Raw genomic sequence first — 26,448 nt, forward strand, 5'->3', positions numbered from 1 at the left:
GCGTCGTGGTAGCAGTAAATATCGCATGCCCGACCACGACAGGATCACAAAATCGATCGCCCCCATGTTTGCAATCGTCATCGGCATCAAGCATGCCACGCCGGATCGTCAATCCGTCAGGGCAGTTGGGGACGTGTCTGCGCAGCGTTCGCAGGAGGCAACATCAGCAATGCCGCCAATCTCCCCATCCAAAGCCGCGCCACAGTATGCGAGCCATGCCCACGCGTCTCCGGGCTCTGGGGGATGACCACCGCCATGCCCAGCGGCACGCGCTTGATCTCCTGCTCCAGTATGCCCAGCTCCGGCGGATTGATCATGTCGTCTGCCGTATTGATCGCCATCAACGGCGCCGTGATCTTCTCGAGGCCAGGGCCGGGGTCGTAATCGCGGGAAGCCTCAATCTGGTACAGCGTATCGTTGGCATCGCTGGTCTTGCCCTGGCTCGCGACAAAGGCGTCGATCGCCACGTCGCTCGCCGCGACGGTGGGCATCTGCTGTTGGCGCAGGGTCGGGTTACTGGACATGAACATCAGCAAGGCGCTGGCCGTGGCAAGGCTGGGTGGCTGCTGGCTGTAGTTGCCCTTGTTCCAGGCAGGGTCGTTACGGATCGCATCGATGATGGTCCGGCGCCAAATCCGATTGCGACCGGAGATTTGCGTCGGCAGGCTGGCCAGCGGCATCAGCGCATCCATGAAATCCGGATAGCGTTCACCCCACAGCCAGGTATGCATGCCGCCCATGGACGTCCCCATGACCAAGCGCAGGTGGTCCACTTTCAGCCCTTCGGTCACCAGCCGGTATTGGGCCTTGACCATGTCCTCGTAACCATAGCGTGGAAAGCTGGCCTTAAGCCCGTCGGAGGGCTTGGACGACCTGCCATGGCCAATGCCATCGGGCAGGATCAGGTAGTACTGTCCGGCATCCAGCAAGGCACCCTCGCCAAACAGCTCGCCCGCAAACTCGGGGCGGATGAACTGGCCGCCGGTACCGCCGGTGCCATGCATGATCAGCACCGCATTGTTTACCCGCCCCTGCGCATCACGCTTTGGCGTACCCAGAGTGCGATAGTGCAATCTCAGTTCGGGCAGCACCTCGCCACTGGCAAAGCGGAAATCCTTGATCTTGAAGTCGCCCTCGGTAGGCGTCGGATAGTCGGCGGCCCATACCTGGCCCAGCAGCAGACCGATAAGGAGAAAGGGGCGGGCAAAGCTCAGCATGAGGCACAACTCCAGACGGGGAGACAAAGCAGCATAAGCGTCGGATGATTGAGCCTGCAAACAGCTTGTGTAAATACACGTAACACCGCCGTGTCACGCAACACCCCTACACTCCAACATCTCCGCAACACCCTTCACCGCCCGGTACGAACACCATGCCCACCCGCCAACCGCACCTGCTTGCCACCGCGCTGATCGCCCTCCTGCTAGCCGCCTGTGCTACCCCTCCGGTTCACACGCTCACCTGCACCGCCCCACTGCCTTCGCTCGCCCCGACCGGCATCGGCAAGCTGAGCGTGCTGGCCACGACCACGCTACCACGTCAGGCCACGAACACCCTGATCGATTTCGGCGGTATCTCCGGCCTGGACTACAACCCGCAGACCCAGCGCTGGGTCATGATCTCGGACGATCGCTCCCAGCGCGCGCCCGCTCGCTTGTACACGGCGGATATCCGCTACGGCGCCGCAGGCTTCAGCCGCCTGGAGGTATTGCAGGTGCAGCCGCTGCGACAGGCCGACGGTGGTTACTTCCCATCTAAACGGGAAGGAGGCGATGTCCCGGATGCCGAGTCCATCCGCGTCGATCCCTGCCAGGGCGGACTGGTCTGGTCCAGCGAGGGAGACCGCAAACTGGGTCTGCATCCCTTTATCCGCCGCGCCACCGATGACGGCCGCTACAGCGGCACCATCCCGCTCCCCACCAACCTGCGCATGGTCCCGGGACAGGAACGCGGCGTGCGCGACAACCTGGCGCTGGAAGGGCTGACCTTCACCCAGGGTGGCAAGGTACTGTGGACATCAATGGAAGCCCCGCGCTACCAGGACGGCCCGCTACCCAGCACCGAACACGGCGCGTACACCCGCTTCAGCCGGATCGACCTGGCCGGCGGCAACAGCCGCCAGTACGCCTACCCGCTTGATGCCGTACCGGTAGCCGGGAGCTACGGCGAAAAACGCGCCGACAATGGCGTGAGCGAAATCCTCGCCATCGACGACGAACACCTGCTGGTGATCGAACGGTCTGGCCATGAAGTCGGCAAGGGTGCCTTTGAATTCGACGTGCGCCTGTACGAGGCAACCGTGACGGGCGCCAGCAATGTGCTCGACCTGCCGAGCCTGAACGGCACGACCTACACGCCGCTCAAGAAGCGCCTGCTGCTGCACCTGAACCAGGCGGGCATCGGCCGCATCGACAATATCGAGGCCGCCAGTTGGGGACCGCGACTCCCCGATGGCCGGGCGACCCTGCTACTGGCGTCGGATGACAATTTTGCCGACAACCAGGTCAGCCAGTTCATCCTGCTGACCGTCGATCCGGCCCGCTAGCCGGGCATCAAGCCAGGGCGGCCTGTATGCGCACCTGCAGCGAACCATCCTCGCCCGGCTGCACCTGATAGGCATGGCCGAAGCCCGTCACCCGCAGCCGGCCTTCTTCCAGCACCAGCGCGGTGTCCTCGTCGATGGCCCAGCCCTCGGCGACCGCGCCGGTCTCGACCGCCTGCATCAGCCGGCTTACCGTGCCCCATTGCCCGGCATGCACGTCGACCGAGAACGGTACCAGCCCCAGTCCCGGCTTGACGGTCAGCAGGTCCAGGTCCTCGCCGGTATCCGGGTGCACCATGGGCAGCGCCCGGCCACGGCGCTGCACCTGCCAGCCACCCAGGATGGCCTGCCGCGCCGCAATCACCGCTCCGGCGGAGAACCCGCCATAGGCCAACCCGCGCGCCTTCACCAGACCCAGCCAGTCCAGGTCCAGGCACAAGGCGGCATGGTAGCCGGGTGTCAATCCGCCCCCAACAAACACCCCGGTCGCGCGTGCCTCATCCAGCAAGGCAGCGGTCAGCGGTGACTGGGCCGATACCCAGACGAACTGCAACTGCGATGCCGCCAGCCCCGCTGCCTCGAAGGCGTGCGCAAAGCGCACCTCCATCTCGCCCCGCGGGTCACCCGGCTCACCATGCAGCACCACCAGCACCTTGCACTCCACGCCATGGCTGGCCGCCTGCACGAACGGGCCATAGGTCAGCGGCCACGCCGCAGGCGTCCAGCCGCCACCGATCAGACATACCGTACTCATTGCATCCTCCATCCCGGCCTGGGCCGCACTCGGACCAGTAACTTGATTGAAGCATGTTTCATGCGCAAGCCCCCATCACCCTGACAGGAAGCCAGACTGTGTTGCGCGCATCGATAAACATCCAGCCAGCGAGCGCATTCGTTTGCTATCCCGGCGCGCGCCTCCTATCTTGCTGCAAGACTTTTCCAAGCATAAGAATGGAGCAAGACAGTGGCCGCATTTTCCCTGGGGCGTAGCCTCAACCTCACTCTATGCGCCGCACTTTGCGCATCCGCCTTTCTCGCCGCCCCTGCCGAGGCCGCCAAGCCCAAGGTAGACCCGCTGCACGTCTGGATCAGCGGCAATGATCCCGCCAACCTGGAGCGCTGGGTGAACGCGCGCCTTGCGGCGGCCCAGCGGCATCTGGACAAGCTGTTGGCGGTCAAGGGCACGCGCACCGTTGCCAATACCCTGCAGCCGTTTGACGATGCACAGAACGAGATCGGCCTTGCCAGCAGCCAGGCCTACGTGATGTTCGCGGTGGGCGATAACGCCGCCCTGCGCGACAAGGCGCAGGAGCTGAACCAGAAGATCTCCGCCGTCTCGACCGACGTCATGCTGAACCAGGGGGTCTACAAGGCGCTCTCGGCCGTGCCGATGCCAGCGAACGACGCGGCAACCAGCCAGTACCTGCGCCGTACCCTGCTGCAATACCGCCTGGCCGGTGTGGACAAGGACAACGCCACCCGCGAGAAGATCCGCACCCTGCAGGACAAGATCACCAGCCTGACGCTGGCCTTCGGCCGCAACGTGCAGGATGGCATCCAGTCGGTCACCGCCACGCGTGAAGAACTCGCCGGCCTGCCGGAAGACTATATCGCCCGCCACAAGCCTAACGCGGAAGGTCTCTACACCATCACCACCGACGAGCCCGATGCCTCGCCGGTATTCGACTTCGCCAGCAATGCCGACCTGCGCCGTCGCGTCTTCCTCGCCTACTCCACCCGCGCCTATCCGGCCAACAAGCAGGTCCTGCTCGACTTCCTGGCGGCACGCCATGAACTGGCCAACCTGCTGGGCTATCCAAGCTATGCGGACTACGCCACCGCCGACATGATGATGGGCAACGCCGCCAATGTGCGTAAGCTGTTTGCCGACGTGGACGTCGCCTCGCGCGAGACCAAGACCCGTGAATTCGAGCAGTTGCTGGCCTTTGCCAAGACCAAGCAGCCGGGCCTGACCACCATCACCCAGGCCGATGGCCGCTACTGGGTCGAACAGTACCGTCGTGATCGCTATGCTTTCGATGCGCAATCGGTCCGCCCCTACTTCCCCTACGACAAGGTCGAGGCTGGCATCCTCGCCACCGCCGGCAAGATCTTCAATGTCGAGTTCAAGGCCGTGAAGGACGCCAAGACCTGGCACCCTTCGGTCACCACCTTTGACGTGATCGACAAGGGTCGCCGCGTCGGCCGCGTCTACCTGGACATGCACCCGCGTGACGGCAAGGACAAATGGTTCTCCGCCGGCCCGGTGGTGCCTGGCATCGGTGGCAAGCAGGTCCCCGAGGGTATCCTGATCTGCAACTTCTCCGGCGGCGTACCGGGCGATCCTGGCCTGATGCAGTACGACGAAGTCGTGACCTACTTCCATGAGTTCGGCCACCTGATGCACCACATCCTCGGCAGCCAGAACCGCTGGGTGAATCAGGGCGGCTTCAATGTGGAGGGTGACTTTGTCGAAGCCCCGTCGCAGATGCTGGAAGAGTTCTTCCACAGCCAGGCCGTACTGGCACCCTTCGCCCGCCACTATCAGACCGGCGAAGTCATTCCCCAGGCCACCGTGGATCGCATGAACGCCGCCGGTACCTTTGGCCGTGGCCGCTGGGCGCAAGGGCAACTGTTCTATGCCGGCTTCTCCTTCGACCTGCACGATCGCGACCCGGCCAAGGTGGATCTGGACGCATTGCTGCGCAAGAACCGCGAGCAGTTCAGCCCCTACGCCTTTGTCGAGGGCGACCGCATGTACACCAGCTTCACCCACCTGGCTGGCTACGCCTCGAACTACTACACCTATATCCTCGACAAGGTGATCGCGATCGACTTCTTCGCCCAGTTCAATCACGACCGCCCGCTGGATGGCGATGCCGCCCAGCGCTACCGTGCAGCCGTGATCAACCCCGGTGCCACCAAGCCGGCGGCGGATCTGGTCAAGGATTTCCTCGGTCGGCCTACCAATATGGATGCCTTCAAGGGCTGGATGGGTGAGCAGTTCAAGGACACCGCACCTGCCAAGTAGGCGAGGAGACGGAAAGGAAAAAGGCGCGCTACCGTCAGGTAGCGCGCCTTTTTCTTGGCTTGGGAACTGCGCTTTCTGGGAGCATTCCTGAGGCTAGATCGTGATCTCGATCCGGTTGCCTTCCGGGTCCAGCACCACGCTCTCGTAGTAGGCGTCGCCCGTCAGCCGGGGTGCCGAGAGTAGCGGCACGCCAGCGGCCGTCAGGGCCTCGGTCTTGCGCTCCACCTCAAGCGCGGAGCCGACCGAAAAGGCCATGTGCACATACCCCATGGTCTGTTGCGGCACCTGGTTGGGGTTGGCACCGATGCCCGGCATCTGCATCAGCTCCAGCCGGGCCCCCTCATGGAAGCTGACAAAATAGGAAGAGAAGCCGGTGCGTGGGTTGAGGTAACGATCGCCGGCCGAGCCGCCAAAACGCTGCACGTAAAAGTCCTTCATGCCTTCCAGATCGGCAACCCAGAGGGCGATATGCTCTATTTTCATGCTTTTCTCGCACAAACTTGCAAACAACAGCACCAATATTTGCCGAAATACGCTGAATTAGTCAAGCAAGGCTTGCAGTAACAAATAACATCAGGCATAAAACCGCAAATTCACGCAAGCGAGCTCGCCCATGTTTGTCCAGGAACGTCATCAACGCATCCTCGCCGCACTGACCGAGCACGGCCGGGTGGAGGTCGCCCCGCTGGCCCGCGAGCTGGGCGTCTCGGAAGACACCGTACGGCGCGACCTGAAGGCCCTCACCGGCCAGGGCTTCCTGCAGAAGACACACGGCGGCGCCGTGCTGCTGGTAACCGCGCAGATGCGTTTTCCGGAACGGGCGGAGGTACGGCATGCGACCAAGGCCGGGCTGGGTGCCGCGGCCGCCGCACTGGTGGAGCCGCATCAGACGCTCTTCATCGATGCCGGCAGTACCACGTTGGAGTTGGCACGCGCCCTGCGCGTCTCGCCACTGCGCGTGATCACCAACTCGCTCGATGTCGCCAATGTGTTCTCGGAGCAAGCCGGCGTGGATCTGGTGCTGACCGGCGGGCAGTGGTGCGCCGCCGAACGCTACTTCGCCGGCCCCGCCGCGGTTGCCATGGTCAGCCAGTACCGGGCCGATATTGCCTTCCTTGGTGCCTGTGCCGTCCACCCCAAGCTCGGTGTCACCGCCAACGAGGCGACCGATGCCCAGGTCAAGGCAGCGATGATCACGCATGCCGCCAGCGCCGTGCTGCTGGCAGACGACAGCAAGTTCGGCCAGATCACACCACATGCCGTGGCCCCCCTGGCGGCCTTCGACCGCCTGATCACCGACCGTGCGCCCGACTGGCTGCAAGGTGACAAGCCGCAGGTACAACTGGTCTAGTTTCCCGGCAGCGCGGGTATTGCCCCGCAGGCCGGGAACCATGTATATCGTGCACCATCCAAGTGCGCGCCATCCCGTATCTGTAACAAGCCAGACTACGGCCAAGCCGAATCGTAGCGAGCCGCATGCGGGGATGGTACCCACGCACAAAGAACGAGATTGGCCGTCCCCGATGACGGCCATGCCCCATTAGGATGGAACCCATGATCAAACCAATACTTCGCCTCGTCTGTATCCTGCCGCTGGCCTTCCTGGCAGCCTGCAATGTCAGTGACCGGCTCGACGACGGCTCGGGTGGCGACGGCAGCAATGCCACGCTGACCGCCAACAAGAGCACCTACCTGGTCGGCGAGGTCGCCACGCTGACACCCAAGTTCACCGGCAAGGTTGCGCGTATCGACCCCGGCCTCGGTGCCGTCACCAGCGGTGTCGCCGTCAAGACCCCGGCCCTGGCCGACAATATCGAATACAAGCTGGTGGTCGGGACCGGCGCAGACGTGAAAACCGTCTCGCTGACCCTGCCGGTCAGCTTCCGCAACAGCTATCGCGCCCTGTCGCAGACCTTCTCGGTCGCCTATCACGCGTCGGCAACCATGCCGGACGGCAGCATCCTGGTCAGCGGCGGCTCGCGGGGCCTGAGCATCCAGTCCGATGCGATCAACCGCTTTGACCCCGTCAACCAGGTTTGGACCCAGGTGGGCAACCTGAACAACGGTCGCAGCGAGCACCGGATGACGCTGCTGCCCAGCGGCAAGCTGCTGTTCACCGGCGGTAACCTGAACATCGCTGGCGCCGTCAATGCCGAGCTGTTCGATCCGGCCACCGGTATCAGCACCGTACTCAGCCCCATGACCACCCAGCGCCTGCGCCATACCGCCACCCTGCTCAACAACGGCAAGGTGCTGATCACCGGTGGCGAGACGGCAGAGGGTTTCCCCGGCGGCATCAGCAATACGGCCGAGATCTGGGATCCAGTCACCCAGACCTTCAGCGGTACGGCCAACCGTATGACCATGGCACGTACCAGTCACAACGCTACCCTGCTGAGCAATGGCAAGGTCCTGATCACCGGCGGCTTCAGCACCTGGGGCACCGCGCAGTACGCCGAGCTGTATGACCCGGTCAACAACACCTTCAGCGTGCAGGCAGGTGGCCCCACCGCCATCCCGGCACTGCAGACCGCGGCCCTGCGCCCCGATGGCAGCGTCTGGCTCCTCGGTGGCGAGAACCAGCAATCGAGCGCCGGCGTGCGTACCGCTCAACAATACCTGCCCAGCACCGGCACCTTCAGCAACAAGACCGATATCCCGGCCGCCCTCAGCGCTGCCAGCCATGTGGTCCTGGGTAATGGCGATGTATTGATGTTTGGTGGCTATCTGGATGCCAAGTCCCCCACCAACCAGGCCCTGCGCATTGGCGCGAACGACAATGTCGCCCTGGCCAATATGCCGACCGCCCGCCTGGGCCACAGCACCAACCGCCTGCCAGACGGCCGCGTGCTGATCGTTGGCGGGAACGATGCCCTGGGTAACCTGCAAAGCAACGTGCTGGTCTACGAATAACCCTAGCCCGCAAGCATAAGCAAGGCCCCCGGCAGCAGCACTGCCGGGGGCCTTGTTCGTTACGGCTTCCTCCACCTCTTATGAGACTTGTCACAGAAATCAGCAAAAAATCAGTAGGTATACACCGCCTGCAGTTCTCCCCCCTCCTCCTGTCCTTCATCCGCTTCACCGCTGGCCAGCAGGCCATGCTTCTTGAGCAGGGTGCGCATCACATTGCGCGATATCCCCAGCAGTGCAGCGGTGCGGACCTGGTTTTCCTTGGCGTAGGCGAACGCCTCCTTGACCAGCGTCGCCTCGATCTGGTTGAAGAGTTCCCCCTCCCCCTGCCGGAACAATTGCTCGAACGCACCCCGTATCGCCACCTGCGGCGTGGCCGCCGCACCCAGGCGCGAGTCCGCCTGCAGGCCGCCGCTGAGCTTCAGGTGGTTGGGCCGTATCTGCTTGCCACCGCTGACCAGCAGCGCGTAGTGAATGACGTTTTCCAGCTCGCGGATATTGCCGGGCCAGGGGTAGCGCTGCAGTGCCTCCAGCGTGTCGTCGTTGATCACCGGCAAGGGCCGCTTGAGCCGCTGGCTGTAGAGCGCCAGGAAGTACTCCGCCAGCGGCGGAATGTCGCCGATGCGCTCGCGCAGCGGCGGCAGGTTGATCTGGGCGATATTGAGCCGGTAATAAAGATCGAGCCGGAAATTGCCGGACGACACGGCGTCATGCAGGTCCACGTTGGTCGCCGCCACCAGGCGGATATCCACCGGCACCGGTTTGCGCGCCCCTACCCGTACCACCTCCCGCTCCTGCAAGACTCGCAACAGCTTGACCTGCAGGTTAAGTGGCAGGTCGCCAATCTCGTCAAGGAACAAGGTGCCGCCGTCGGCCGCCTCGAACCAGCCGGCGCGGCGTGCCGTGGCACCGGTGAACGCGCCGGCCTCGTGGCCGAACAGTTCACTCTCGGCCAACTGCTCGCTGATCGCCCCGCAGTTCACCGCCAGGAAGGGGCCGGTACGGCCACTGAGATAATGCAGGTGCCGGGCGACCAACTCCTTGCCGGTACCGGTCTCGCCGATGATCAGGATCGGTGCTTCGCTCGGCCCCAGTTGCTCCAGTTGCTGCTTGAGCAATTGCGAGGCAGGATCGGCAAACACCAGTGCCTTGGCGCGGATCGACGTCGGCTGCGAGTTACAGCCCTCCAGCGAAATCAGCGAGGGCTTGTCAGTCGTCTGGCTTAACATGCTTGGCTCCTTTCGCCGGTATTCGGGTGGCCGGCATCGTTGTCTGACTCACAATCTATGCGCCACCGCTTATAACCACCAATAATTAAAAGTAGTTTCCAGATAACTTTTAGAGATTATAGAATCGGGCGCGAGCACAGCCCTCCACCCCGGAAAAAACAAGGTAGTCGCCACCGCCCGACCGTCGTATCAACCGCGCCGGGCAGCCTGTAAGGCGCGGCCCTTATGGGGCCTCGTGCCATGTGACCGCTACTGCGCCGTCAATACCGATACGTTGCCCACCCCAGCCCGTTCTATCGCCGCCATGGCCCGGGCCACCGGCCCGTACGGCACCTTCTCGTCGCCTTGCAGGCGCAATGCCAGTTGCGGGTTGGCCGCCACCAGGGCCTTAAGTTCTGCCTCCAGCTCGCCCGGGGCAATCTCGCGCTTGTCGATATACACGCGGCTGTCCTTGTCCACGCTCACCACCACGGCTTTCTCCGGTGGCGGCGGTGCGGTATTGGCGGTCTTGGGGAGTTCGATATGTAAGGCGTTGTTGATCACCGGGATGGTGACGATAAAAGCCACCAGCAGCACCAGCATCACGTCCACCAGCGGGGTGATGTTGATCTCGCTCAGCACCGCCTCGTTATCCTGCCGGGTAGAGAAGCCCATTATGCAAACGCCTCCCGGTTACCGGCGTGCAGGTCCACCACCTTGCTGTCGCGGTTACCCGCCTGCAGGCGGAAGGATGCACGCTGCGCCAGATTGAGGAAGTCGGTCCCGAAGTCATCCAGGTCCGCCAGGATCAGCTTGAGCCGCCGCACGAAGAAGTTGTAAGCCAGCACCGCCGGCACCGCGACGGCGATGCCGATGCCGGTCGCCACCAGGGCCTCGCCGATCGGCCCCGCCACGACGTCAATACTGACCGAACCCAGCTTGCTGATGTGGGTCAGCGCATTCATGATCCCCCACACCGTGCCGAACAGCCCCACGAACGGCGCGGTGCTGCCTATGCTGGCCAGCAGCGCGAGACCGCTTTCCAGCGCGCGGTGCTCCTTCTGGATCTGCTGTCGCAGATGCCGCTCCAACAGCTCCTGCCTGTCCCAGCTGTACTCGAGGTTATGGGCAGTGCCGCCACCATCGCGCAAGGCCCCAAAGCCGGCCTGTGCCAGCCGCTGCAACGGGCCGACATTGCCCTCGGTCACCTGCGCGGCATCGCGCAGATCGGCGGCTTCCCAGAAGGCGCGCGAGAAGCGGCCATTCTGGCGGCCCAACTGCCAATGTTGCCAGGCCTTGACCAGGATCAGCGTCCAGGTGGCCAGGGAAAAACCAACCAGCGACCACAGGGTGATCTCGACGGCGGGGATATGTGCGGTATCTATCATGGGTAAGCTCGCTATCAGGCTAATCGGGTAGTCGTAATCGGTTGATCGGTAATCAGAGTTTGAAATCGATGGGAACGCTGGCCCAGCCTTCAATGGCGGTATCGCCTCGCTTGGCGGCGGCAAAACGCCAGGCCTTGACCGTACGGACGGCAGCGTCATCCAGTACCTTGCGGCCGCTGGACTGCTTGATGTCCACTTGCAGGGCCGTGCCGTCGGGCGCCACCTTCACCAGCAGCAGCACCCTGCCCTCCCAGCCCTGCGCCACCGCTTGCCGCGGATATTCCGGTGCGGGGTTGTTCAGGTAGCCAATACCGCCGCGCGCCTCGCTGACCTTTTCCACCACCGGTGGTGCCACCGGGGCGGCGGCCACCGGTACGGCCGGGGCGCTGCTTGGCGCAGGTTCAGTCTGCGGCAGTGCGACCGGCGTCGTCGCCACCGGTTGCGGTGCCGGTGCAACGGTCTTGGGCTTGGCCGCCATGGGCAAGGGCTTGGCCTGCCGGATCGGTTCCGGCTCGGGCGGCTTGACCGGCTCGGGTCGAGTCAAGGTGAGCTTGAGCTGCCGTGGCTCGCTGGCCGCGACCGGTGCCTCCTTGCCCTGCAAGGCCAGCCAGGCCACGCCACCGTGGACCGCCACCGCCAGCAGCACCCACCACCAGCCGCCCAGCTTCGGCTTACTCACCGCAGCGTGGCTGGCGGCAAGCTGTGCGGGTGTCAGCTCGGTCACGGGCGGGGTCTGCTCTCGCATCTGCCGGCGTATGGGGCTGCGCCGGGCCGAATGGGCAAAGGCTTGGTGAGCGTAGGCGAGGCTGGTCATGATTCGTGCTCCAGGCGGTAGTCAGTAGCGGCAACAAGCCACATCGGGCTTAGTCACACAGGGCTTAATCACACGGGACTTAATCACCAAAGAGCATGAAAGGTGCCAGTTTAATAACCATGCATAAAATCCAGCCCCATCAAACACTTAGCCGATCACTCGTCTTGCCATCTCGCCACCTTGCTGATGGCAAAACAGCAACCCCAGGCCAGCGCTGCTGCATTTGATGCAGCGCCGCAAGATTCAGGCAGATACCGCCTGCAACTGCAGCCGCGCAGCCTGGACCACCGCCAGCAGCGCATGCACCCGTGCCGCCAGCTCCGCCTGCCTGGCGGCGTCGTGCAGGCGACCATCCTCAGTAAAGGCCTCGCCGGCCTTCGGCAGCCCCAGGGTCTCGGGCAGCGGGTCGACCTTGAGGTTGATCAGCAACTGTCGGAGCTGTGCCAAGCCACGCGCACCACCGGATTCGCCCCGGCTCGCCGCCAGCAACAAGGCCTGCTTACCGATAAAGGCTGCCCGCGGTACTTCATCCGGCTGCTTGCGGGAAGCCCAGTCGAGCGCGTTCTTGAGCAGGGGCGAGGGAAAACCGTTGTATTCGGGCGAGGCAATGATCAGCGCATCGTGGCTGAACAGCTGGGCGCGCAAGGCCTGCACACCGGTGGGCAGGCCGAAGGCATCCTCGTCATCACCGTTGTAGAGCGGGATATCCAGGCTGCCGATATCCAGGTAGGTCGCAACGCCGCCCTGCGCCTCGACCGCCGCCGCAGCAAGGCGGGCCAGCGCCTGGTTGAAGGATGCGCGGCGGGCACTGCCGGCAAGGACGAGGACACGTACAGGGTGGGTCATGGCGGGCGGCTTTCAAGGAGGGAAGCCCGGCTTTAGCAGCTAGCATGCCACGCACTTATTCATTGAATAACAGCCACTTACAGACACGGCCCGAACTTCGTCGCCCAATAAACTGCGCGATTTGCAGCAGCCCGTGGATACACCTGCTCCATAGGCAACAGCCAGGTTGGCGGCCAAACGCTGCTGCTTTCGCCACCACCCGTTCTGCATAACTGTTGGCAACGCAGCAGCAACACAGCCACCGGAATAGACCGAGGAAAAAATAGTACTTGAATTTCAATGGCTTACAGCAAATCACAAGATGGCATGGAAGCTGCAATGTGTCATGCAAGACCCGCATTGCGGGCCAAGCAGACCTACATCGAGCAACCCAACCGGATGACCGTCATGAGCCAACGACCCCGCCAACTGGCCCTCAACGCCTTCTTCATGCGCTTTGGCCACCACCCCGCCGCCTGGCGACACAAGACCTCGACCGACAGCGGCCGTCCAGACGTGGGGTACTGGGTACGCCAGGCGCAACTGGCCGAGCAGGGCAAGTTCGATACCTTCTTCCTGGCCGACTTCATCGGCCGCTCCGGCGACGGGCTGGCGCAGAGTGGCCGGGTCGGCATCAGCTTCCAGTTCGAGCCCTTTACCCTGCTTTCGGCCATCGCGGCCCAGACCCGCCATATCGGCCTGGTGGCGACCGTCAACACCAACTTCACCCAGCCCTACAATATCGCCCGCCAGTTCGCCTCGCTGGACCATATCAGCGGCGGTCGCGCCGGCTGGAACGTGGTGTCATCCTTCAACCCGGCGGCCGGCGCCAACTTTGGCCTGCCCACCCCCAGCCGCGAACAGCGCTACGGCCGCGCAGCCGAGTTTCTGGAACTGAGCAAGCAGCTTTGGGATAGCTGGGACGACGAAACCTTCGACCAGCCGGATCGCATCAACGGCCAGTTCTTCGACCCACGCCACGGCCATGTGATCTGCCATGAGGGTGAGTTCTTCCAGTCCCAGGGCCTGCTGGACATCGCCCGCCCCATCCAGGGCTACCCGGTAATCGTGCAGGCCGGCAACTCCGAGCTGGGCCGCGAGTTCTGCGCCCGCCATGCCGAGATGACCTACTGCTCGGCACAGAGCATCGACGTCGGCCAGGCCTACTACCAGGACGTCAAGAATCGTATGACCAAGTACGGCCGTGACCCGGACGAACTCTATGTCACGCCGGGCCTCTCGGTGGTGGTGAAGGAAAGCGCCAGCGAGGCGAAGGAATTGTTCGAGGAACTGCAGAACGCCGTAGATTTCAGCCGTGGCGTACACCTGATGGGGCTCGACGTCACCGGCCTGCCGCTGGACGAACCCCTGCCGGAAGACCTCAGCGCTTATCTGGGCAAGAACGACAACGGCGTCGGTCGTACCCAGCAACTGATCGAGCTGGCCCGGCGCGAGAACCTCACCGTCCGCCAGCTGGCCTTGCGTTTCAGCGTCGCCAAGGGCCATATCCAGGTCGTCGGTTCACCCGGTCAGGTGGCCGACATCATCCAGGAGTGGTTCGAGGGCCGCGCGGCAGATGGCTTCAATGTGGTGCCACCGCTGCTGCCCAGCGGCTTCGAGGACTTTGTCCGCCTGGTCGTGCCCGAACTACAGCGGCGTGGCTTGTTCCGCAAGGAATACACCGGCCGCACCTACCGCGAGAACCTCGGCCTCAAGCGCCCCGGCAACCAGTTCCTGCAACCCGATGCAGCCGGCCTTCATCCACACCGGGAGCCCGCCACTGCGTGATGATCTCTGTCTTACCCTGTAGTGTGATCCTTGCCGGCCCCACAACGGCCGGCTTTTTTGCGACCGCATCCGTTGCATATTTCCCCTGTCCAAGCAAACCGGCACTACTGCCACAGCAAGCCGGGGGCCTATGCCTATACTTCCCAAGGAACCTCTGAACAAGTCCACTTTCGAGCCTAGGCGAGGCTCAGAGTTCTTGGCGCATAAGCGCCTAGAACCTGTGTGTGCCGCGCTGGGCGGGGGGTGTGGGATAAATCAGCGAAGAATCGTCGATATTCCGCTACCCGTTAGCGCCCGGCTGTGCCGGGCGGTGAGTCGAAGTTTCGTGCTTCGGACTTTTGCAGAGCTTCCGTAGAGCTAGCCCCCGTACCGCAGTCAGACAGAATCAGACAGGCTAAGGAGGCCTTGTGCGTCGCTGGCTTATCGTGTGGTTCGTATTCCTGCTCCTGCTCGTCGGCTTCCTGGTCGTAGACGAGATGCAAACCTCATCCCTGCAGGCGCGCTTCCTGTCAGCGATTGGCCCCAAGCTCAGCTACAAGGTCGAACCCGGCCCCAGCACGGCCATCCGTTTCCCCAAGACCGGTCCCTACGACGACCGCTTCGGCTACAGCAAGCTGCCGGGCTTCACCCAGACACTCAAGACCCGCGGTTTTGCCATCACCGCCCAGGCGCGCATGTCGCCCACCATGGTCGAATTGACCGACGAAGGCCTGTTCCCCACCTATCGCGAAAAAAGCAGTGCAGGGCTCGAATTGTTCGACTGCAATGCCCGCTCCTTTTACGCCATCCGCTCGCCGGAACGCCTGTACGACCGGTTTGAATCCGTGCCGCCATTGATCTCGCAGACCCTGCTGTTCATCGAAAACCACGAACTCCTGGACGCCGACCATCCCAAGCAGAATCCGGCGGTCTCCTGGGGCCGGCTGGCACGGGTGCTCGGCGATCAGGTGATCAGCCTCGTCAGGCCCTCCCACCCCACCCCCGGCGCCAGCACGCTGGCGACTCAGATCGAGAAATTCCGCCATTCACCCGGCGGCCAGACCAGTACCCGTAGCGACAAACTACGGCAAATGGCCTCGGCCTCGGTCCGTGCCTATCAGGACGGGCCGGAGACCATGGCGGCAAGGCAGCGCATCGTGGTGGATTACCTCAATACCGTGCCGCTCTCGGCCAAGGCCGGCTATGGCGAGATCAGCGGCCTGGGCGACGGGCTGTGGACCTGGTATGGCCGCGACCTGGCCGAGGTCAACACCCTGCTGCAACAGCCATTCGCGCCGGTCCCCACCCAGCTGTTTTCACGGCAGGTCCATGTCTACAAGGAGGTGCTCTCGCTGATGCTGGCGCAACGCGCACCGTCCTACTACCTGCGCGGCCGTCCGCTGGAGCTGGAAAAACTCACCGCCTACCACCTGAACCTGCTGGCAGAGGCCAAGGTCATTCCCATCACCCTGCGCGATGCTGCGCGCAAGCTGCCGCTCAAGTTGCGGCTGGGGCCGGTCAGCCGGGCTGCGCCGTCCTTCGTCAACCAGAAGGCGGCCACCGTCACCCGGGTACAGCTCTCCAGCTGGCTGGGCATGGCCGATCTGTACGCACTGGACCGGCTGGACCTGAGCGCCCATACCACGCTGAACGACCCGATCCAGCAGGCAGTCAGCGAGAAACTGCGTCGCGCCGGCACGGTAGAGGGGGCCAAGGCGGCCGGCATGTTCGGCTACAACATGCTCAAGTCCGGCGACGATCCTTCGCGCCTGTTGTACAGCTTCACCCTGCTGGAGCGGGGCCCTCACGCCAACCTGCTGCGGGTGCAGACCGACAGCGGCAACGCGCCGTTCGATATCAACCAGGGCGCCCGGCTCAACCTCGGTTCCACCGCCAAGCTGCGCACCGTCGTGCACTACATGCAGATCATGGCCGAACTGCACGCCCAGTACGCCGCCCTCCCGCCCGAGGAACTGGCCCGCATCAAGCCCGGCCGGCAGGACGCTCTACGCGTATGGGCGGTAGACTACCTGCGCCAGGCCGAGGACAAAAGCCTGCGCCCCATGCTGGAAGCCGCGCTGGCGCGCAGTTATTCCGGTAACCCGTCCGAGGTGTTCTACACCGGCGGCGGCGCGCAGAGCTTCACCAACTTCGATCCGGTCGAAGACCACCGCAGCTACAACCTCAGCGAGGCGCTGCAGCATTCGGTCAATCTCGTCTACGTGCGGGTAATGCGCGACATGGTCCGCTACCACATGGCCAAGTTCGCCGGCACCACAGAACAGATCCTTGCCGATCCGGTCGCCCGCCAGACCTATCTCGCGCGCTTTGCCGATATGGAAGGCACCACCTTCATGGCGCGCTTCTACCGCAACTATCGCGGCAAATCCCCACAGGAGATCAAGGAGCAACTGCTGCAACAGGTCAGACCGGAATCCAGCCGCTTTGCTACCGTGCTGCGCAGCATCGAGCCCGAGGCCCCGTTCGAACGCTTCGCCGAGCAGATGAACCGCTACCTGCCCAACAAGGCCTACAAGGACAGCACGCTGCGCGATCTTTACGACAAGTACGGCGTGGACAAGTATTCGCTGGCCGACCGCGGCTACCTGGCCCGCGTCCATCCGCTGGAAATGTGGCTGGTGCAGTACCTGCTCATCCATCCGCAGGCCACGATGACCGAGACCCTGGCCGCCAGCCGCGATGCCCGCCAGCAGGCCTACGCCTGGCTGCTGCAGACCCGTACTGCCGAGAAACAGGACAAGCGCATCAAGTACATGCAGGAACTGGAGGCCTACCAGGAGATCGGCAAAGCCTGGCGCGCCGTGGGCTACCCCTTCGCCGCCATCACCCCCTCCTACGCCAGTTCGATCGGCGCGGCGGGGGATAGACCAGCCGCCCTGGCCGAACTGATGGGCATCATCGTCAACGGCGGCGTGCGCATGCCGGTGCAAAGCCTTACCCACCTCAACTTCGCCTACGGCACGCCGTACGAAACCCGCTTCGACCACACCCCCGCCGCCCCCACGCGGGTCATGCCGCAGGAAGTCGCCGACCTCGCACGGGAACTGCTGCTGCAGGTGGTCAACGGCGGCACCGCCATCCGCATCAAGGGCGCCTATGTACGCACCGATGGCACGGTGCTCGATATCGGCGGCAAGACCGGCACCGGCGACCATCGCTACGAGGTCTACGCCCGTGGCGGCGGCCTGATCGAATCCCGCAAGGTCAACCGCTCCGCCACCTTCGTCTTCATGCTGGGCGACCGCTTCTACGGCACCATTACCGCCTTCGTGCGCGAGCCTTACGCCGAGAAGTACACCTTCACCAGCTCCATGACAGTGCAGTTGCTCAAGTCACTGGCTGCCGACCTGATGCCGGAGATCGACCCCGACAGCCGCGTCCCGCAGCAAGCCTGCCGCGATACCGGCGTCGATACCCGCTACCCACCACGCATACCGGTCCAGGTAGCGCCCGAGTCCACCGATACGGCCCTCAGCGCCAGGTCACCTTCGCTGCAGGTAGTGCCCGCCGCGTTCCAGCCCGCTCGCTAGTCCAATCACCCGAAACGGCCTCAGACGAGGGACGCGCTGGAAAAGACATACCCGACACGGCGCGCAAGTGAACACGAATCGCATCTCCGTAATCATTCCGGCAGGCCATTGCGCCACCACCTCCTGTTGCTGCCCCCGCAACATCCACCCCGTACTGACGGTTGAATTCTGCGCACAAGCATCACTGCACCAAAATCAACACCTCACATTTACTCAATACAAACAGTCACTTGCATTCAAATAGCCGCATGGCACGGAGCCTGCTGTAGGGAGCGGGCAATCCTGCTCGCCACCCACGGTGGCCTCAGCTTCCAACGCTTACTGCAAAGGACATGCAATGACACTTGCCTCTACCCCTTCCGCCCCGGTCGAACTCTGGTACACCCGCTGCGGCGCCGCCACGGCATCCGGCCTTGCGATCCGCAAGCAGTGGTTGCAACAGGAATTCGCCCAGGCCGGCACGCATCTGCGCTCGCTGCGCGATGCCGACAATCTCACCACGCGTAACTCGCACTACAACCATTCGCAGTCCGGCATGTTCCGCGAAGGTGGCAATATCCCGCCGATCTGGGCCAAGGCCGGTGGCGCGGATACGGTGGTACTGGGCATCACCTGGCTGGACGAGTACCAGGGCATCCTGGTGCGCGCCGGCAGCCCGATCCTCACCGTCGCCGACCTGCGTGGCAAGCGGCTGGCCGTGCCCCTGCATCAGGGCTCGCTGATCGACTTCCAGCGCGGCGCCGCCCAACATGGCTACCAGAGCGCACTGAGCACCGCCGGCCTCACCGTGGCAGACGTCACCCTGGTCGATGTCGAGGCACCGAACTACGACAGCGAAGACGGGCCGCGCCAGGCACGCGTCGGTGAGCCGACGGATGTCGCGCTGGCGGCACTCGATGCCGGTGACGTCGACGCCGTGTTCATCCGCTTCGCCCGAGGCTACCGCGCCTCCCGCAATACCCGCTATCGCCAGATCATCAACCTCAACGACCTGACCGACCCGCTGCTGCGCGTCGGCAACGGCGTGCCCCGCCCGATCACCGTCGACCGCGCCTTCCTGGAACAACACCCGGGTGTCGTGGTGCGCTACCTGGCCGTGCTGCTGCGCACAGCCGAATGGGCCGAGCAACACCGTGAGGAAGTCGCCGACCTGCTGCTGCCGGAAAGCGGCGGCATCAGCCACGAGGATGTCTATGCCGCACATGGCGCCAACGTGCACCAGTCCTTCAAGCCCCAGCTCAGCCCGGCCTACATCCTGGGGCTGGAAACCCAGAAGAATTTCCTGCGCGACTGGGGCTACCTGGCAGCGGATTTCAACGTGCTCGACTGGATCGTCAGTGCACCGCTGGCACAAGCACAGGCACTGGTCGACGCCGAAAAAGCCGTCCTCACGCCGCTCGCCGCCTGATCTACATAGCTAAACCCGACTTTAACCAATACTTTTAAAGGAATCCGTTCATGTCCGAGTCCCTCGCCGATATCGACCTCGTCTCCTACATCGACGAAGCCAAGGCTGATGCCATCCACGCCTTCAATTTCCTGCGCGAGACACAGACCCTGTCCGCCAGCTGGACCTTCCACGTCAGCCACAAGATTCCCGGCCACGACAAACTCTTGCACCTACGCTTTCCGCAACCCTGGGAGCGCAGCCGCGAGCCGACCTTCCGCATCACCCCGTTCTCGGAACAACAACAGAACGTACTGCAGGAAGAGCGCCTGGATGCCGACACCCTGATCCATGCCCATACCAACTTCCTGTCGGCCTGGTCGCTGGCGCACAAGCCCTTCCCCATCCTCTACGTGGCCGCCCAGCGTAATCTGCTGGCTCGGGAGATTCCCAACCACTTGGAGCGTACCCGCAGCGTGCTGGAAGTGATTCGCGAACGACTGGACGAGCACCCGGAACTCGCCCCGCCACCTGCCTTGCTGGAATCGAACGGCGGCGCCAACTTCTGGGGTCGCGGCATTCTCAAGACAGCGCAGAACATCCTGTTGATCGAAGAAGCCGCCCGCTACCAGGCAATCGCCGAACAACTGGGCGGCGCCAAGGAATACACGCCGGGCGCGCTGGAGCTGCAATGGAAACGCACCGGCCTGCTCGATGTCGTCAAGGCCAAGGCCTACACCGGCTAGTCCCCATCCCGTCCACTCATCCACACCAGCCGGGCAATGCCCGGCTTTTTGTTTGCGCAGCAGGCTGATGGGCAAGCAACACCCCCACCCAGGTTTGCTGCGTATGCAGCAAGGCCACGGGGTAATCCGGCGCAGAAAAGCCATCACAAGTCACTGAAGCAAAAGGCTTATCCAGCCAAACGTCAGCCTGGCACAAAAGCCGCTATAGGTCAGTCACCGGCACGCTAACGCTGCCGGCCGCGACCACCGTCACCAAGGCTGAATCCAGACCATGCTGTCCTACCTGCTCAAACGCCTGCTGATCATGATCCCCACCCTGCTGGGGGTGCTGACACTGACCTTCCTGATTACCCAGCTCGTGCCCGGCGGCCCGATCGAGCAGGCCCTGGTACAGATCGACGGCGAAGGCGCCCGCACCGGTAGCGAAGGCGGCGCTGCCAGCAGTGGCAGTTGGGGTTACAACGGCCGCCAGGGGCTGGATGCGCAGCAGATCAAACAACTGGGGCAGTTGTACGGTTTCGACCAACCGCCGCTGCAGCGTTATTTCAGCATGCTCAAGCACTACGCACAGTTTGAACTTGGTGACAGCTATGCCCGCAACCAGCCGGTCTGGAACCTGATCAAGGAAAAGCTGCTGGTCTCGGTCTCGCTCGGCGTCTGGACCCTGGTCCTGACCTATCTCGTCTCGGTGCCGCTGGGTGTCGCCAAGGCGGTAAGGGCCGGCACGCCGTTTGATCTGATCAGCAGCGTCGTCATCCTTGCCGGCTATGCCGTGCCCGGCTTCGTCCTGGGTGTGCTGCTGATCGTGCTGTTCGGCGGCGGTTCGTTCTGGGATGTCTTCCCGCTGCGCGGGCTGACCTCGCCAAACTGGGACCAGTTGAGCGCCTGGGGCAAAATCACCGACTACCTCTGGCATATCACCCTGCCGGTCACCGCCGCCGTAGTCAGCAGCTTCGCCGTGAAGACCCTGCTGACCAAGAACACCTTCCTCGAGGAAATCCGCCGCCAGTACGTGCTCACCGCCCGTGCCAAGGGCCTGAGCGAGCGGCAGGTGCTGTGGAAGCATGTGTTCCGCAACGCCCTGCTGCCGCTGGTGACCGGCTTTCCCGCCACCTTCATCGCCGCCTTCTTCACCGGCAGCCTGCTGATCGAGACCCTGTTCTCACTCGATGGCCTGGGCCTGCTTTCCTACGAATCCATCAACAGCCGGGACTACCCGGTGGTGATGGGCACGCTCTATCTCTTCACCCTGATCGGGCTCTTTACCAAGCTGGTAGGCGATGTCGCCTACGTGCTGGTGGACCCCCGCATCAAGTTCGACGCCCAAGGGGCCTGACCATGACCACCGTGATCGCCACCACCCACGGCCCGCTACCCCTGGAGCCGGCCGATGCCAACGAACGGCATGCGCGCCGTGCCCGGGCCACCTCGCCCGGTCGCCGCATCTGGCTGCGCTTCAAGCGCAACCGGCTGGGCTACTGGAGCCTGATCCTGTTTGCCAGCCTGTACGCCATCAGCCTGGCGGGCGAACTGCTCAGCAACGACAAGCCGCTGCTGGTGAAGTACCAGCATGAATGGTACTTCCCGCTGTTCCAGCAGTATCCGGAATCCGTCTTCGGCGGCCGCCTACCGATCAAGGCGGACTACCACGATCCCTTCATCCGAGCCCAGTTGGCCAAGCCCGGCAATTTCGCCCTCTATGCGCCGAACAGCTACTACTACGACACGCTCAACTACTTCTCCAAGGCCGCGCACTTTCCCAGCCCGCCCACTGCCGACAACTGGCTGGGGACGGACATCGCCGGCTACGACATCGTCGCCCGGCTGCTGTACGGCTTTCGCGTCTCCGTCACCTTCGCGCTGGCACTGACGCTCGCTGGCACCGTGCTGGGCATTGCCATCGGTGCCCTGCAGGGCTACTTCGCCGGCAGGGTCGACCTCTTCACCCAGCGCCTGATCGAGATATGGGGCTCCATGCCCGAGCTCTACCTGCTGATCATCTTCGCCTCCATCTTCCAGCACAGCTTCCTGCTGCTGTTCGGGCTGCTGGCGCTGTTTGGCTGGATACACCTATCGGACTACGTCCGCGCCGAGTTCCTGCGCAACCGCCAGCTCGAGTACGTCAAGGCCGCCCGGGCATTGGGCCTGTCGCACCTGCAGATCATCTGGCGCCACATCCTGCCCAACAGCCTCACCCCGGTCATCACCTTCCTGCCCTTCCGCATGAGCGCCGCCATCATGGCACTGGCCAGCCTGGATTTCCTCGGCCTGGGTGTCACCGCCCCAGCCCCCAGCCTTGGCCACCTGCTGCAACAAGGCAAGGAGAACCTCGACGCCTGGTGGATCGCCGTCTCCGGCTTTGGCGTGCTGGTCGTCACCCTGCTGTTGCTGACCTTCATGGGCGAGGCCCTGCGCAACGCGCTGGACAACCGCATCGCCCACCGTGATCAGGATGAAGAAGACACCGAGGGTGAAGCCGTCTTCACCTATCCCCACTACGAACCCCTGACTCGCCCCGTGGAGTTAGCCATATGAGTGCGCCGCTACTAACAAGAGAAGTCGCGCCCCAAAGCGCAGCTCACCACCCGGCAGAGCCGGGCGCTACAGGTCTACTGGAACTCGCCGAGGCCTCGCTATCGGGCCCCACTCCCCCCGCCCTCGCCGCCGCGAGGGAGCCTCGCCCAGGCTCGTCGGGTGAACCGCTTGTGGGTAATCCCGCCGGCTCAAACCGTCACGGAGGAGCACCACTACTGGTCCTGCGTGACGTCTCCATCCACTTCGGCCGCAAGGAGGCCGTCCACCAGCTCAACCTCGAGATCCACGCTGGCGAGCGGGTCGCGCTGGTGGGGGAGTCCGGCTCCGGCAAGACCGTGACCGCGCTATCCATCCTGCGGCTGCTCGAACACGCCCGCATCAGCGGCCAGGTGCAGTTCGATGGTCGCGATCTGGCAACACTGGACGAAGCTGCACTGCGTGAGGTGCGTGGCGCCGAGATCGCCATCATCTTCCAGGAGCCGATGACGGCCCTGAACCCGCTGTACACCATCGGCCAGCAGATCATCGAGACCCTGCAACTGCATGAAGGCCTGCGTGGCCGCGACGCCCGCGACAAGGCCATCAGCCTGCTGGCCCGTACCGGCGTGCGCGAACCCGAGCGGCGCGTGGACAGCTACGCCCACCAGCTCTCCGGCGGCCAACGCCAGCGCGCCATGATCGCCATGGCCCTGGCCTGCCGGCCCAAGCTGCTGATCGCAGATGAACCCACCACCGCGCTGGACCTCACCGTCCGCGCCCGCATCGTCAAGCTGCTGCTGGAACTGCAGGCCGAGGAAGCCAAGCCCGGCGGCAGCGGCATGGCCATCCTCCTGATCACCCATGATCTGAACCTGGTACGGCAGTTTGCGCAGCGGGTCGCCGTCATGGAACGCGGCCGCCTGATCGAGACCGGCACCACCGAGGCCATCTTCCGGCAACCGCAGCACCCCTACACCCTCAAGCTTATCAACAGCCTGCCGGAACGGCATATCCAGCCCGTCGCGACCGATGCCGCGGTGCTCCTGCAGACCCAAGGCCTGCGGGTCGTCTACCCCAAGAAGCTGGCCGGCTGGCGCGGCTGGTGGCAACGCGAATCATTCGTGGCGCTGGCCGGGGCAGAGATCAGCCTCAAGGCCGGCGAAACCATCGGCATCGTCGGTGAATCCGGTTCCGGTAAATCCACGCTGGCACAAGCCATCCTGGGGCTGGTTCGTACCCAGGCGGGCAGCCTGCAGTTCGACGGGGCGCCCGTCGCCGCACTGAGCCGCCCACAGCAACGCCGCTTGCGCTCCAGGCTGCAGGTGGTGTTCCAGGACCCGTTCGGCGCGCTATCACCACGCCAGACCATCGAACAGATCGTCGGCGAGGGCCTGGCACTGCATCAGCCCGAGCAGACCGTCGCCGAGCGGCGCGAGGCCATCGTGCAGGTGCTGGCCGAGGTCGGCCTGCCGGCCAGCGCACTCAGCGCCTACCCGCACCAGTTCTCCGGTGGCCAGCGTCAACGCATCGCCATCGCCCGCGCCATCGTGCTCAAGCCCAAGGTGCTGGTGCTCGACGAGCCAACTTCCGCGCTGGATGTCTCCATCCAGAACCAGGTGCTCAAGCTGCTGGTCCGCCTGCAGCAGAAATACGGCCTGAGCTATGTACTGATCACCCATGACCTGACGGTCGTGCGTGCCCTCTCCCACCGGCTGTACGTGATCAAGGACGGCGCCATCGTCGAGACCGGCGAGACCGAATCCGTCATCCAGTCCCCCCAGCACCCCTACACCCAGCAACTGGTACAGGCATCGCAATGAACCACCCACGCGCCCTCCTCCCCACGCAACGCGCCCTCGCCCGCTGGCTGGTGGCCGGCATCGCCAGCCTGCTTGCCGCACCCAGCCTGGCGGCTCACGCCTATGCCCAGTTTGGCCAACCCAAGTACCCGGCGGGCTTCGATCACTTCGACTACGCCAACCCGGCCGCACCGCGCGGCGGCAACATCACGCTCTCGGTCACCAGCCAGAACAGCAGTTTCGACAAGTTCAATCCCTTCAGCCTCAAGGGCAAGCCCGCCCCCGGGCTGAACGAACTGCTGTTCGAGACCCTGACCACCCTGAGCCTGGACGAGCCCAACACCCAGTACGGCCTGCTGGCCGAGGACATCGCGGTCGCGCCGGACTTCAGCAGCGTGACCTTCCGCCTCAACCCCAAGGCGCGCTTCAACAATGGCGACCCGGTCACCGCACGTGACGTGAAGTACAGCTTCGGCATCCTCACCAGCCGCAAGGCCAGCCCGCGCTTCAAGTCCTACTTCGCCGAGATCGCCGAGGTCACGGTGGTCGACCCGCGCACCATCCGCTTCGACTTCAAGCGCAAGGGCCGCGACCTGCCCTTTGTCGCCGGCAGCCTGCCCGTGTTCTCTCCCAAGTGGGGCGTCAGTGCGCTGGGGAAGGTGGATTTCGACAAACTGCGGCTGGAACTGCCCATCGCCAGCGGCCCCTATGTGATCGACAAGGCCCAGAGCGGCTCGGACATCCGCTATCGCCGCAATCCCGACTACTGGGGTAGCGATATCGCCGTACGCCGCGGCTTCTACAACTTCGGCGAGGTGACCTACAAGCTCTACAAGGATCGCGACACCCAGGTCGCCGGCCTGCGGGCGCTGGACTACGACTTCTTCAGCGAGACGCAGATGCGCTACTGGTGCTGCCAGTACATCGGCAAGCACTTCGATAACAAGGAGCTCCTGAAAGAAAAGCTGCCGCACGCCAATCCCCCCTCCATGAACGGCTGGATCGTCAACCTGCGGCGCGAGCGCTTCCGCGACCCGCGCGTGCGGGAAGCGCTGAACTACGCGATGGATTTCGAATGGGTGAACCAGAAGATCTTCGATAGCGAATTCAAGCGTGTGAACAGCTACTTCAGCGGCACCCCGCTGGCGGCCCGTGGCCTGCCGAGCGAGGCGGAGCGCAAGCTGCTGGCTCCCTATGAGAAAGATCTGCCGCCGGCCGTGTTCGGCCCCATGTTCGAGCAACCCACCACCCACGCACCGCACACCCTGCGCGAGAACCTGACCAAGGCACTGGACCTGTTTGCCGCCGCCGGCTGGCACAACCGCGACGGCGTGTTGCGCAATGCCAAGGGCGAACCGTTCGAGATCGAGATCGCCGCTTCCCGTGGCCAGAGCCCCTTTATGGAGCCGATCTACCTGAACCTCAGCAAGCTCGGAATCGTGGTCCGCAAGAACGTGACGGACGCGGCCACCAGCCGCGAACGCACCAACCGCTTCGACTTCGACTACCTCTCCGTCAGCCTGCGCGAGGCACGGCTGCCGGCGGGCGAGCTCTGGCGCACCTTCAACAGCAAGGACGCCGACCGACCGGGTTCGGAAAACCTGACCGGGGTGAAGTCCGCCGCGGTCGACGCTCTGATCGAGAAACTGCAGGACGCCAGCAGTCCCGAAGAGCAACAGACCGTGGCGCGTGCGCTCGACCGGGTCCTGATCCACGGTCACTACTTCATCCCCTGGCGCTACCTGACCGACCACTACCTGCTCTACAACCAGCGGCTCAAAAGGCCGGCGGTCGTGCCCTCCTACTACGGTGCCAACGAATGGGTGCTCAGCAACTGGTGGGACAGCACCGCCCAGCAGGCCGGCAAGCCCAGGGACAAGCAGCGCATCGCCCAGGCAGGCAGTAGCGGCAAGCCGCGCTAGCCCCCTATCCATCCACGCCTGTCCCGCCGGTCGCTGCCTTGCAG

General features: G+C 64.0%; 20 protein-coding genes. 12 read left to right on the top strand and 8 right to left on the bottom strand.

Annotated elements, in window-relative coordinates:
* Positions 1-116: 116 nt before the first annotated feature.
* The gene (locus ACYVHK_RS12750; RefSeq protein WP_460532348.1) at positions 117-1,217 is read right to left on the bottom strand and encodes an alpha/beta hydrolase family protein; all 1,101 of its coding nucleotides are present in this window, start codon (positions 1,215-1,217) and stop codon (positions 117-119) included.
* Positions 1,218-1,372: 155 nt separating this feature from the next.
* Between ACYVHK_RS12750 and ACYVHK_RS12755 the strand changes: the two genes are divergently transcribed.
* Positions 1,373-2,545, top strand: coding sequence for an esterase-like activity of phytase family protein (locus ACYVHK_RS12755; protein WP_460532351.1), 1,173 nt, complete (start codon positions 1,373-1,375; stop codon positions 2,543-2,545).
* Between the two features lie 7 nt (positions 2,546-2,552).
* Here ACYVHK_RS12755 and ACYVHK_RS12760 read toward each other — a convergent pair whose 3' ends face one another.
* A complete protein-coding gene (locus ACYVHK_RS12760) occupies positions 2,553-3,296 on the bottom strand; it encodes a type 1 glutamine amidotransferase family protein (protein ID WP_460532354.1) in 744 nt (247 codons plus the stop codon).
* A gap of 210 nt (positions 3,297-3,506) precedes the next feature.
* Here ACYVHK_RS12760 and ACYVHK_RS12765 point away from each other — a divergent pair, with 210 nt between their 5' ends.
* Complete coding sequence (locus tag ACYVHK_RS12765) at positions 3,507-5,573, top strand: M3 family metallopeptidase (protein WP_460532357.1); 2,067 nt, start codon at positions 3,507-3,509, stop codon at positions 5,571-5,573.
* 93 nt (positions 5,574-5,666) lie between these two features.
* On the opposite strand, the gene ACYVHK_RS12770 is transcribed toward ACYVHK_RS12765, so the two are convergent.
* On the bottom strand, positions 5,667-6,056 hold the full coding sequence (locus ACYVHK_RS12770; protein ID WP_460532360.1) for a VOC family protein: 390 nt from the start codon (positions 6,054-6,056) through the stop codon (positions 5,667-5,669).
* A 130-nt stretch (positions 6,057-6,186) separates the two neighbouring features.
* Here ACYVHK_RS12770 and ACYVHK_RS12775 point away from each other — a divergent pair, with 130 nt between their 5' ends.
* Positions 6,187-6,924 carry a DeoR/GlpR family DNA-binding transcription regulator gene (locus tag ACYVHK_RS12775; protein ID WP_460532363.1) on the top strand — a complete coding sequence of 246 codons (738 nt, stop codon included), beginning with the start codon at positions 6,187-6,189 and terminating at the stop codon, positions 6,922-6,924.
* A gap of 203 nt (positions 6,925-7,127) precedes the next feature.
* Positions 7,128-8,486, top strand: coding sequence for a Kelch repeat-containing protein (locus ACYVHK_RS12780; RefSeq protein ID WP_460532366.1), 1,359 nt, complete (start codon positions 7,128-7,130; stop codon positions 8,484-8,486).
* A 110-nt stretch (positions 8,487-8,596) separates the two neighbouring features.
* Here ACYVHK_RS12780 and ACYVHK_RS12785 read toward each other — a convergent pair whose 3' ends face one another.
* The 5 genes from ACYVHK_RS12785 to ACYVHK_RS12805 all read right to left on the bottom strand — a co-directional run bounded on the left by ACYVHK_RS12785 (position 8,597) and on the right by ACYVHK_RS12805 (position 12,739).
* Positions 8,597-9,712, bottom strand: coding sequence for a sigma-54 interaction domain-containing protein (locus ACYVHK_RS12785; protein WP_460532369.1), 1,116 nt, complete (start codon positions 9,710-9,712; stop codon positions 8,597-8,599).
* Between the two features lie 249 nt (positions 9,713-9,961).
* A complete protein-coding gene (locus ACYVHK_RS12790; protein WP_460532372.1) occupies positions 9,962-10,366 on the bottom strand; it encodes an ExbD/TolR family protein in 405 nt (134 codons plus the stop codon).
* Positions 10,366-11,079 (bottom strand): MotA/TolQ/ExbB proton channel family protein, encoded by a 714-nt coding sequence (locus ACYVHK_RS12795; protein ID WP_460532375.1) that lies wholly within the window; start codon positions 11,077-11,079, stop codon positions 10,366-10,368. Before ACYVHK_RS12795 ends, ACYVHK_RS12790 begins: the two co-directional genes overlap by 1 nt.
* A gap of 52 nt (positions 11,080-11,131) precedes the next feature.
* Entirely contained in the window at positions 11,132-11,893 is a 762-nt protein-coding gene (locus ACYVHK_RS12800; RefSeq protein WP_460532379.1) for an energy transducer TonB, read from the bottom strand.
* A 243-nt stretch (positions 11,894-12,136) separates the two neighbouring features.
* Positions 12,137-12,739, bottom strand: coding sequence for an NADPH-dependent FMN reductase (locus tag ACYVHK_RS12805; protein ID WP_460532382.1), 603 nt, complete (start codon positions 12,737-12,739; stop codon positions 12,137-12,139).
* 387 nt (positions 12,740-13,126) lie between these two features.
* On the opposite strand from ACYVHK_RS12805, the gene ACYVHK_RS12810 reads away from it, so the two are divergent.
* From ACYVHK_RS12810 to ACYVHK_RS12845, 8 genes are all read left to right on the top strand, one after another.
* Positions 13,127-14,506, top strand: a complete 1,380-nt coding sequence (locus ACYVHK_RS12810) for an LLM class flavin-dependent oxidoreductase (protein WP_460532386.1) — start codon at positions 13,127-13,129, stop codon at positions 14,504-14,506.
* 407 nt (positions 14,507-14,913) lie between these two features.
* Positions 14,914-18,036 (top strand): transglycosylase domain-containing protein, encoded by a 3,123-nt coding sequence (locus ACYVHK_RS12815; protein WP_460532389.1) that lies wholly within the window; start codon positions 14,914-14,916, stop codon positions 18,034-18,036.
* Between the two features lie 337 nt (positions 18,037-18,373).
* Complete coding sequence (locus ACYVHK_RS12820) at positions 18,374-19,444, top strand: ABC transporter substrate-binding protein (protein WP_460532392.1); 1,071 nt, start codon at positions 18,374-18,376, stop codon at positions 19,442-19,444.
* 50 nt (positions 19,445-19,494) lie between these two features.
* Positions 19,495-20,169, top strand: coding sequence for a class II aldolase/adducin family protein (locus ACYVHK_RS12825; RefSeq protein WP_460532395.1), 675 nt, complete (start codon positions 19,495-19,497; stop codon positions 20,167-20,169).
* Positions 20,170-20,440: 271 nt separating this feature from the next.
* A complete protein-coding gene (locus tag ACYVHK_RS12830) occupies positions 20,441-21,505 on the top strand; it encodes a microcin C ABC transporter permease YejB (RefSeq protein WP_460532398.1) in 1,065 nt (354 codons plus the stop codon).
* Between the two features lie 2 nt (positions 21,506-21,507).
* Positions 21,508-22,704, top strand: a complete 1,197-nt coding sequence (locus ACYVHK_RS12835) for an ABC transporter permease (protein ID WP_460532401.1) — start codon at positions 21,508-21,510, stop codon at positions 22,702-22,704.
* Positions 22,705-22,874: 170 nt separating this feature from the next.
* Positions 22,875-24,503, top strand: coding sequence for an ABC transporter ATP-binding protein (locus tag ACYVHK_RS12840; protein ID WP_460532404.1), 1,629 nt, complete (start codon positions 22,875-22,877; stop codon positions 24,501-24,503).
* Entirely contained in the window at positions 24,500-26,404 is a 1,905-nt protein-coding gene (locus ACYVHK_RS12845; RefSeq protein ID WP_460532407.1) for an extracellular solute-binding protein, read from the top strand. Before ACYVHK_RS12840 ends, ACYVHK_RS12845 begins: the two co-directional genes overlap by 4 nt.
* Positions 26,405-26,448 lie beyond the last annotated feature (44 nt).

The sequence above is a fragment of the Chitinimonas naiadis genome (assembly GCF_054780835.1).

Excerpts from the sequence above, each read along its gene's own strand:
- ACYVHK_RS12820 (WP_460532392.1), top strand. The coding sequence starts at position 18,374 with ATGACACTTGCCTCTACCCCTTCCGCCCCGGTCGAACTCTGGTACACC.
- ACYVHK_RS12750 (WP_460532348.1), bottom strand. The coding sequence starts at position 1,217 with ATGCTGAGCTTTGCCCGCCCCTTTCTCCTTATCGGTCTGCTGCTGGGC.
- ACYVHK_RS12845 (WP_460532407.1), top strand. The coding sequence starts at position 24,500 with ATGAACCACCCACGCGCCCTCCTCCCCACGCAACGCGCCCTCGCCCGC.
- ACYVHK_RS12755 (WP_460532351.1), top strand. The coding sequence starts at position 1,373 with ATGCCCACCCGCCAACCGCACCTGCTTGCCACCGCGCTGATCGCCCTC.
- ACYVHK_RS12800 (WP_460532379.1), bottom strand. The coding sequence starts at position 11,893 with ATGACCAGCCTCGCCTACGCTCACCAAGCCTTTGCCCATTCGGCCCGG.
- ACYVHK_RS12795 (WP_460532375.1), bottom strand. The coding sequence starts at position 11,079 with ATGATAGATACCGCACATATCCCCGCCGTCGAGATCACCCTGTGGTCG.
- ACYVHK_RS12780 (WP_460532366.1), top strand. The coding sequence starts at position 7,128 with ATGATCAAACCAATACTTCGCCTCGTCTGTATCCTGCCGCTGGCCTTC.
- ACYVHK_RS12825 (WP_460532395.1), top strand. The coding sequence starts at position 19,495 with ATGTCCGAGTCCCTCGCCGATATCGACCTCGTCTCCTACATCGACGAA.
- ACYVHK_RS12830 (WP_460532398.1), top strand. The coding sequence starts at position 20,441 with ATGCTGTCCTACCTGCTCAAACGCCTGCTGATCATGATCCCCACCCTG.
- ACYVHK_RS12775 (WP_460532363.1), top strand. The coding sequence starts at position 6,187 with ATGTTTGTCCAGGAACGTCATCAACGCATCCTCGCCGCACTGACCGAG.
- ACYVHK_RS12810 (WP_460532386.1), top strand. The coding sequence starts at position 13,127 with ATGAGCCAACGACCCCGCCAACTGGCCCTCAACGCCTTCTTCATGCGC.
- ACYVHK_RS12835 (WP_460532401.1), top strand. The coding sequence starts at position 21,508 with ATGACCACCGTGATCGCCACCACCCACGGCCCGCTACCCCTGGAGCCG.
- ACYVHK_RS12785 (WP_460532369.1), bottom strand. The coding sequence starts at position 9,712 with ATGTTAAGCCAGACGACTGACAAGCCCTCGCTGATTTCGCTGGAGGGC.
- ACYVHK_RS12790 (WP_460532372.1), bottom strand. The coding sequence starts at position 10,366 with ATGGGCTTCTCTACCCGGCAGGATAACGAGGCGGTGCTGAGCGAGATC.
- ACYVHK_RS12760 (WP_460532354.1), bottom strand. The coding sequence starts at position 3,296 with ATGAGTACGGTATGTCTGATCGGTGGCGGCTGGACGCCTGCGGCGTGG.
- ACYVHK_RS12805 (WP_460532382.1), bottom strand. The coding sequence starts at position 12,739 with ATGACCCACCCTGTACGTGTCCTCGTCCTTGCCGGCAGTGCCCGCCGC.
- ACYVHK_RS12770 (WP_460532360.1), bottom strand. The coding sequence starts at position 6,056 with ATGAAAATAGAGCATATCGCCCTCTGGGTTGCCGATCTGGAAGGCATG.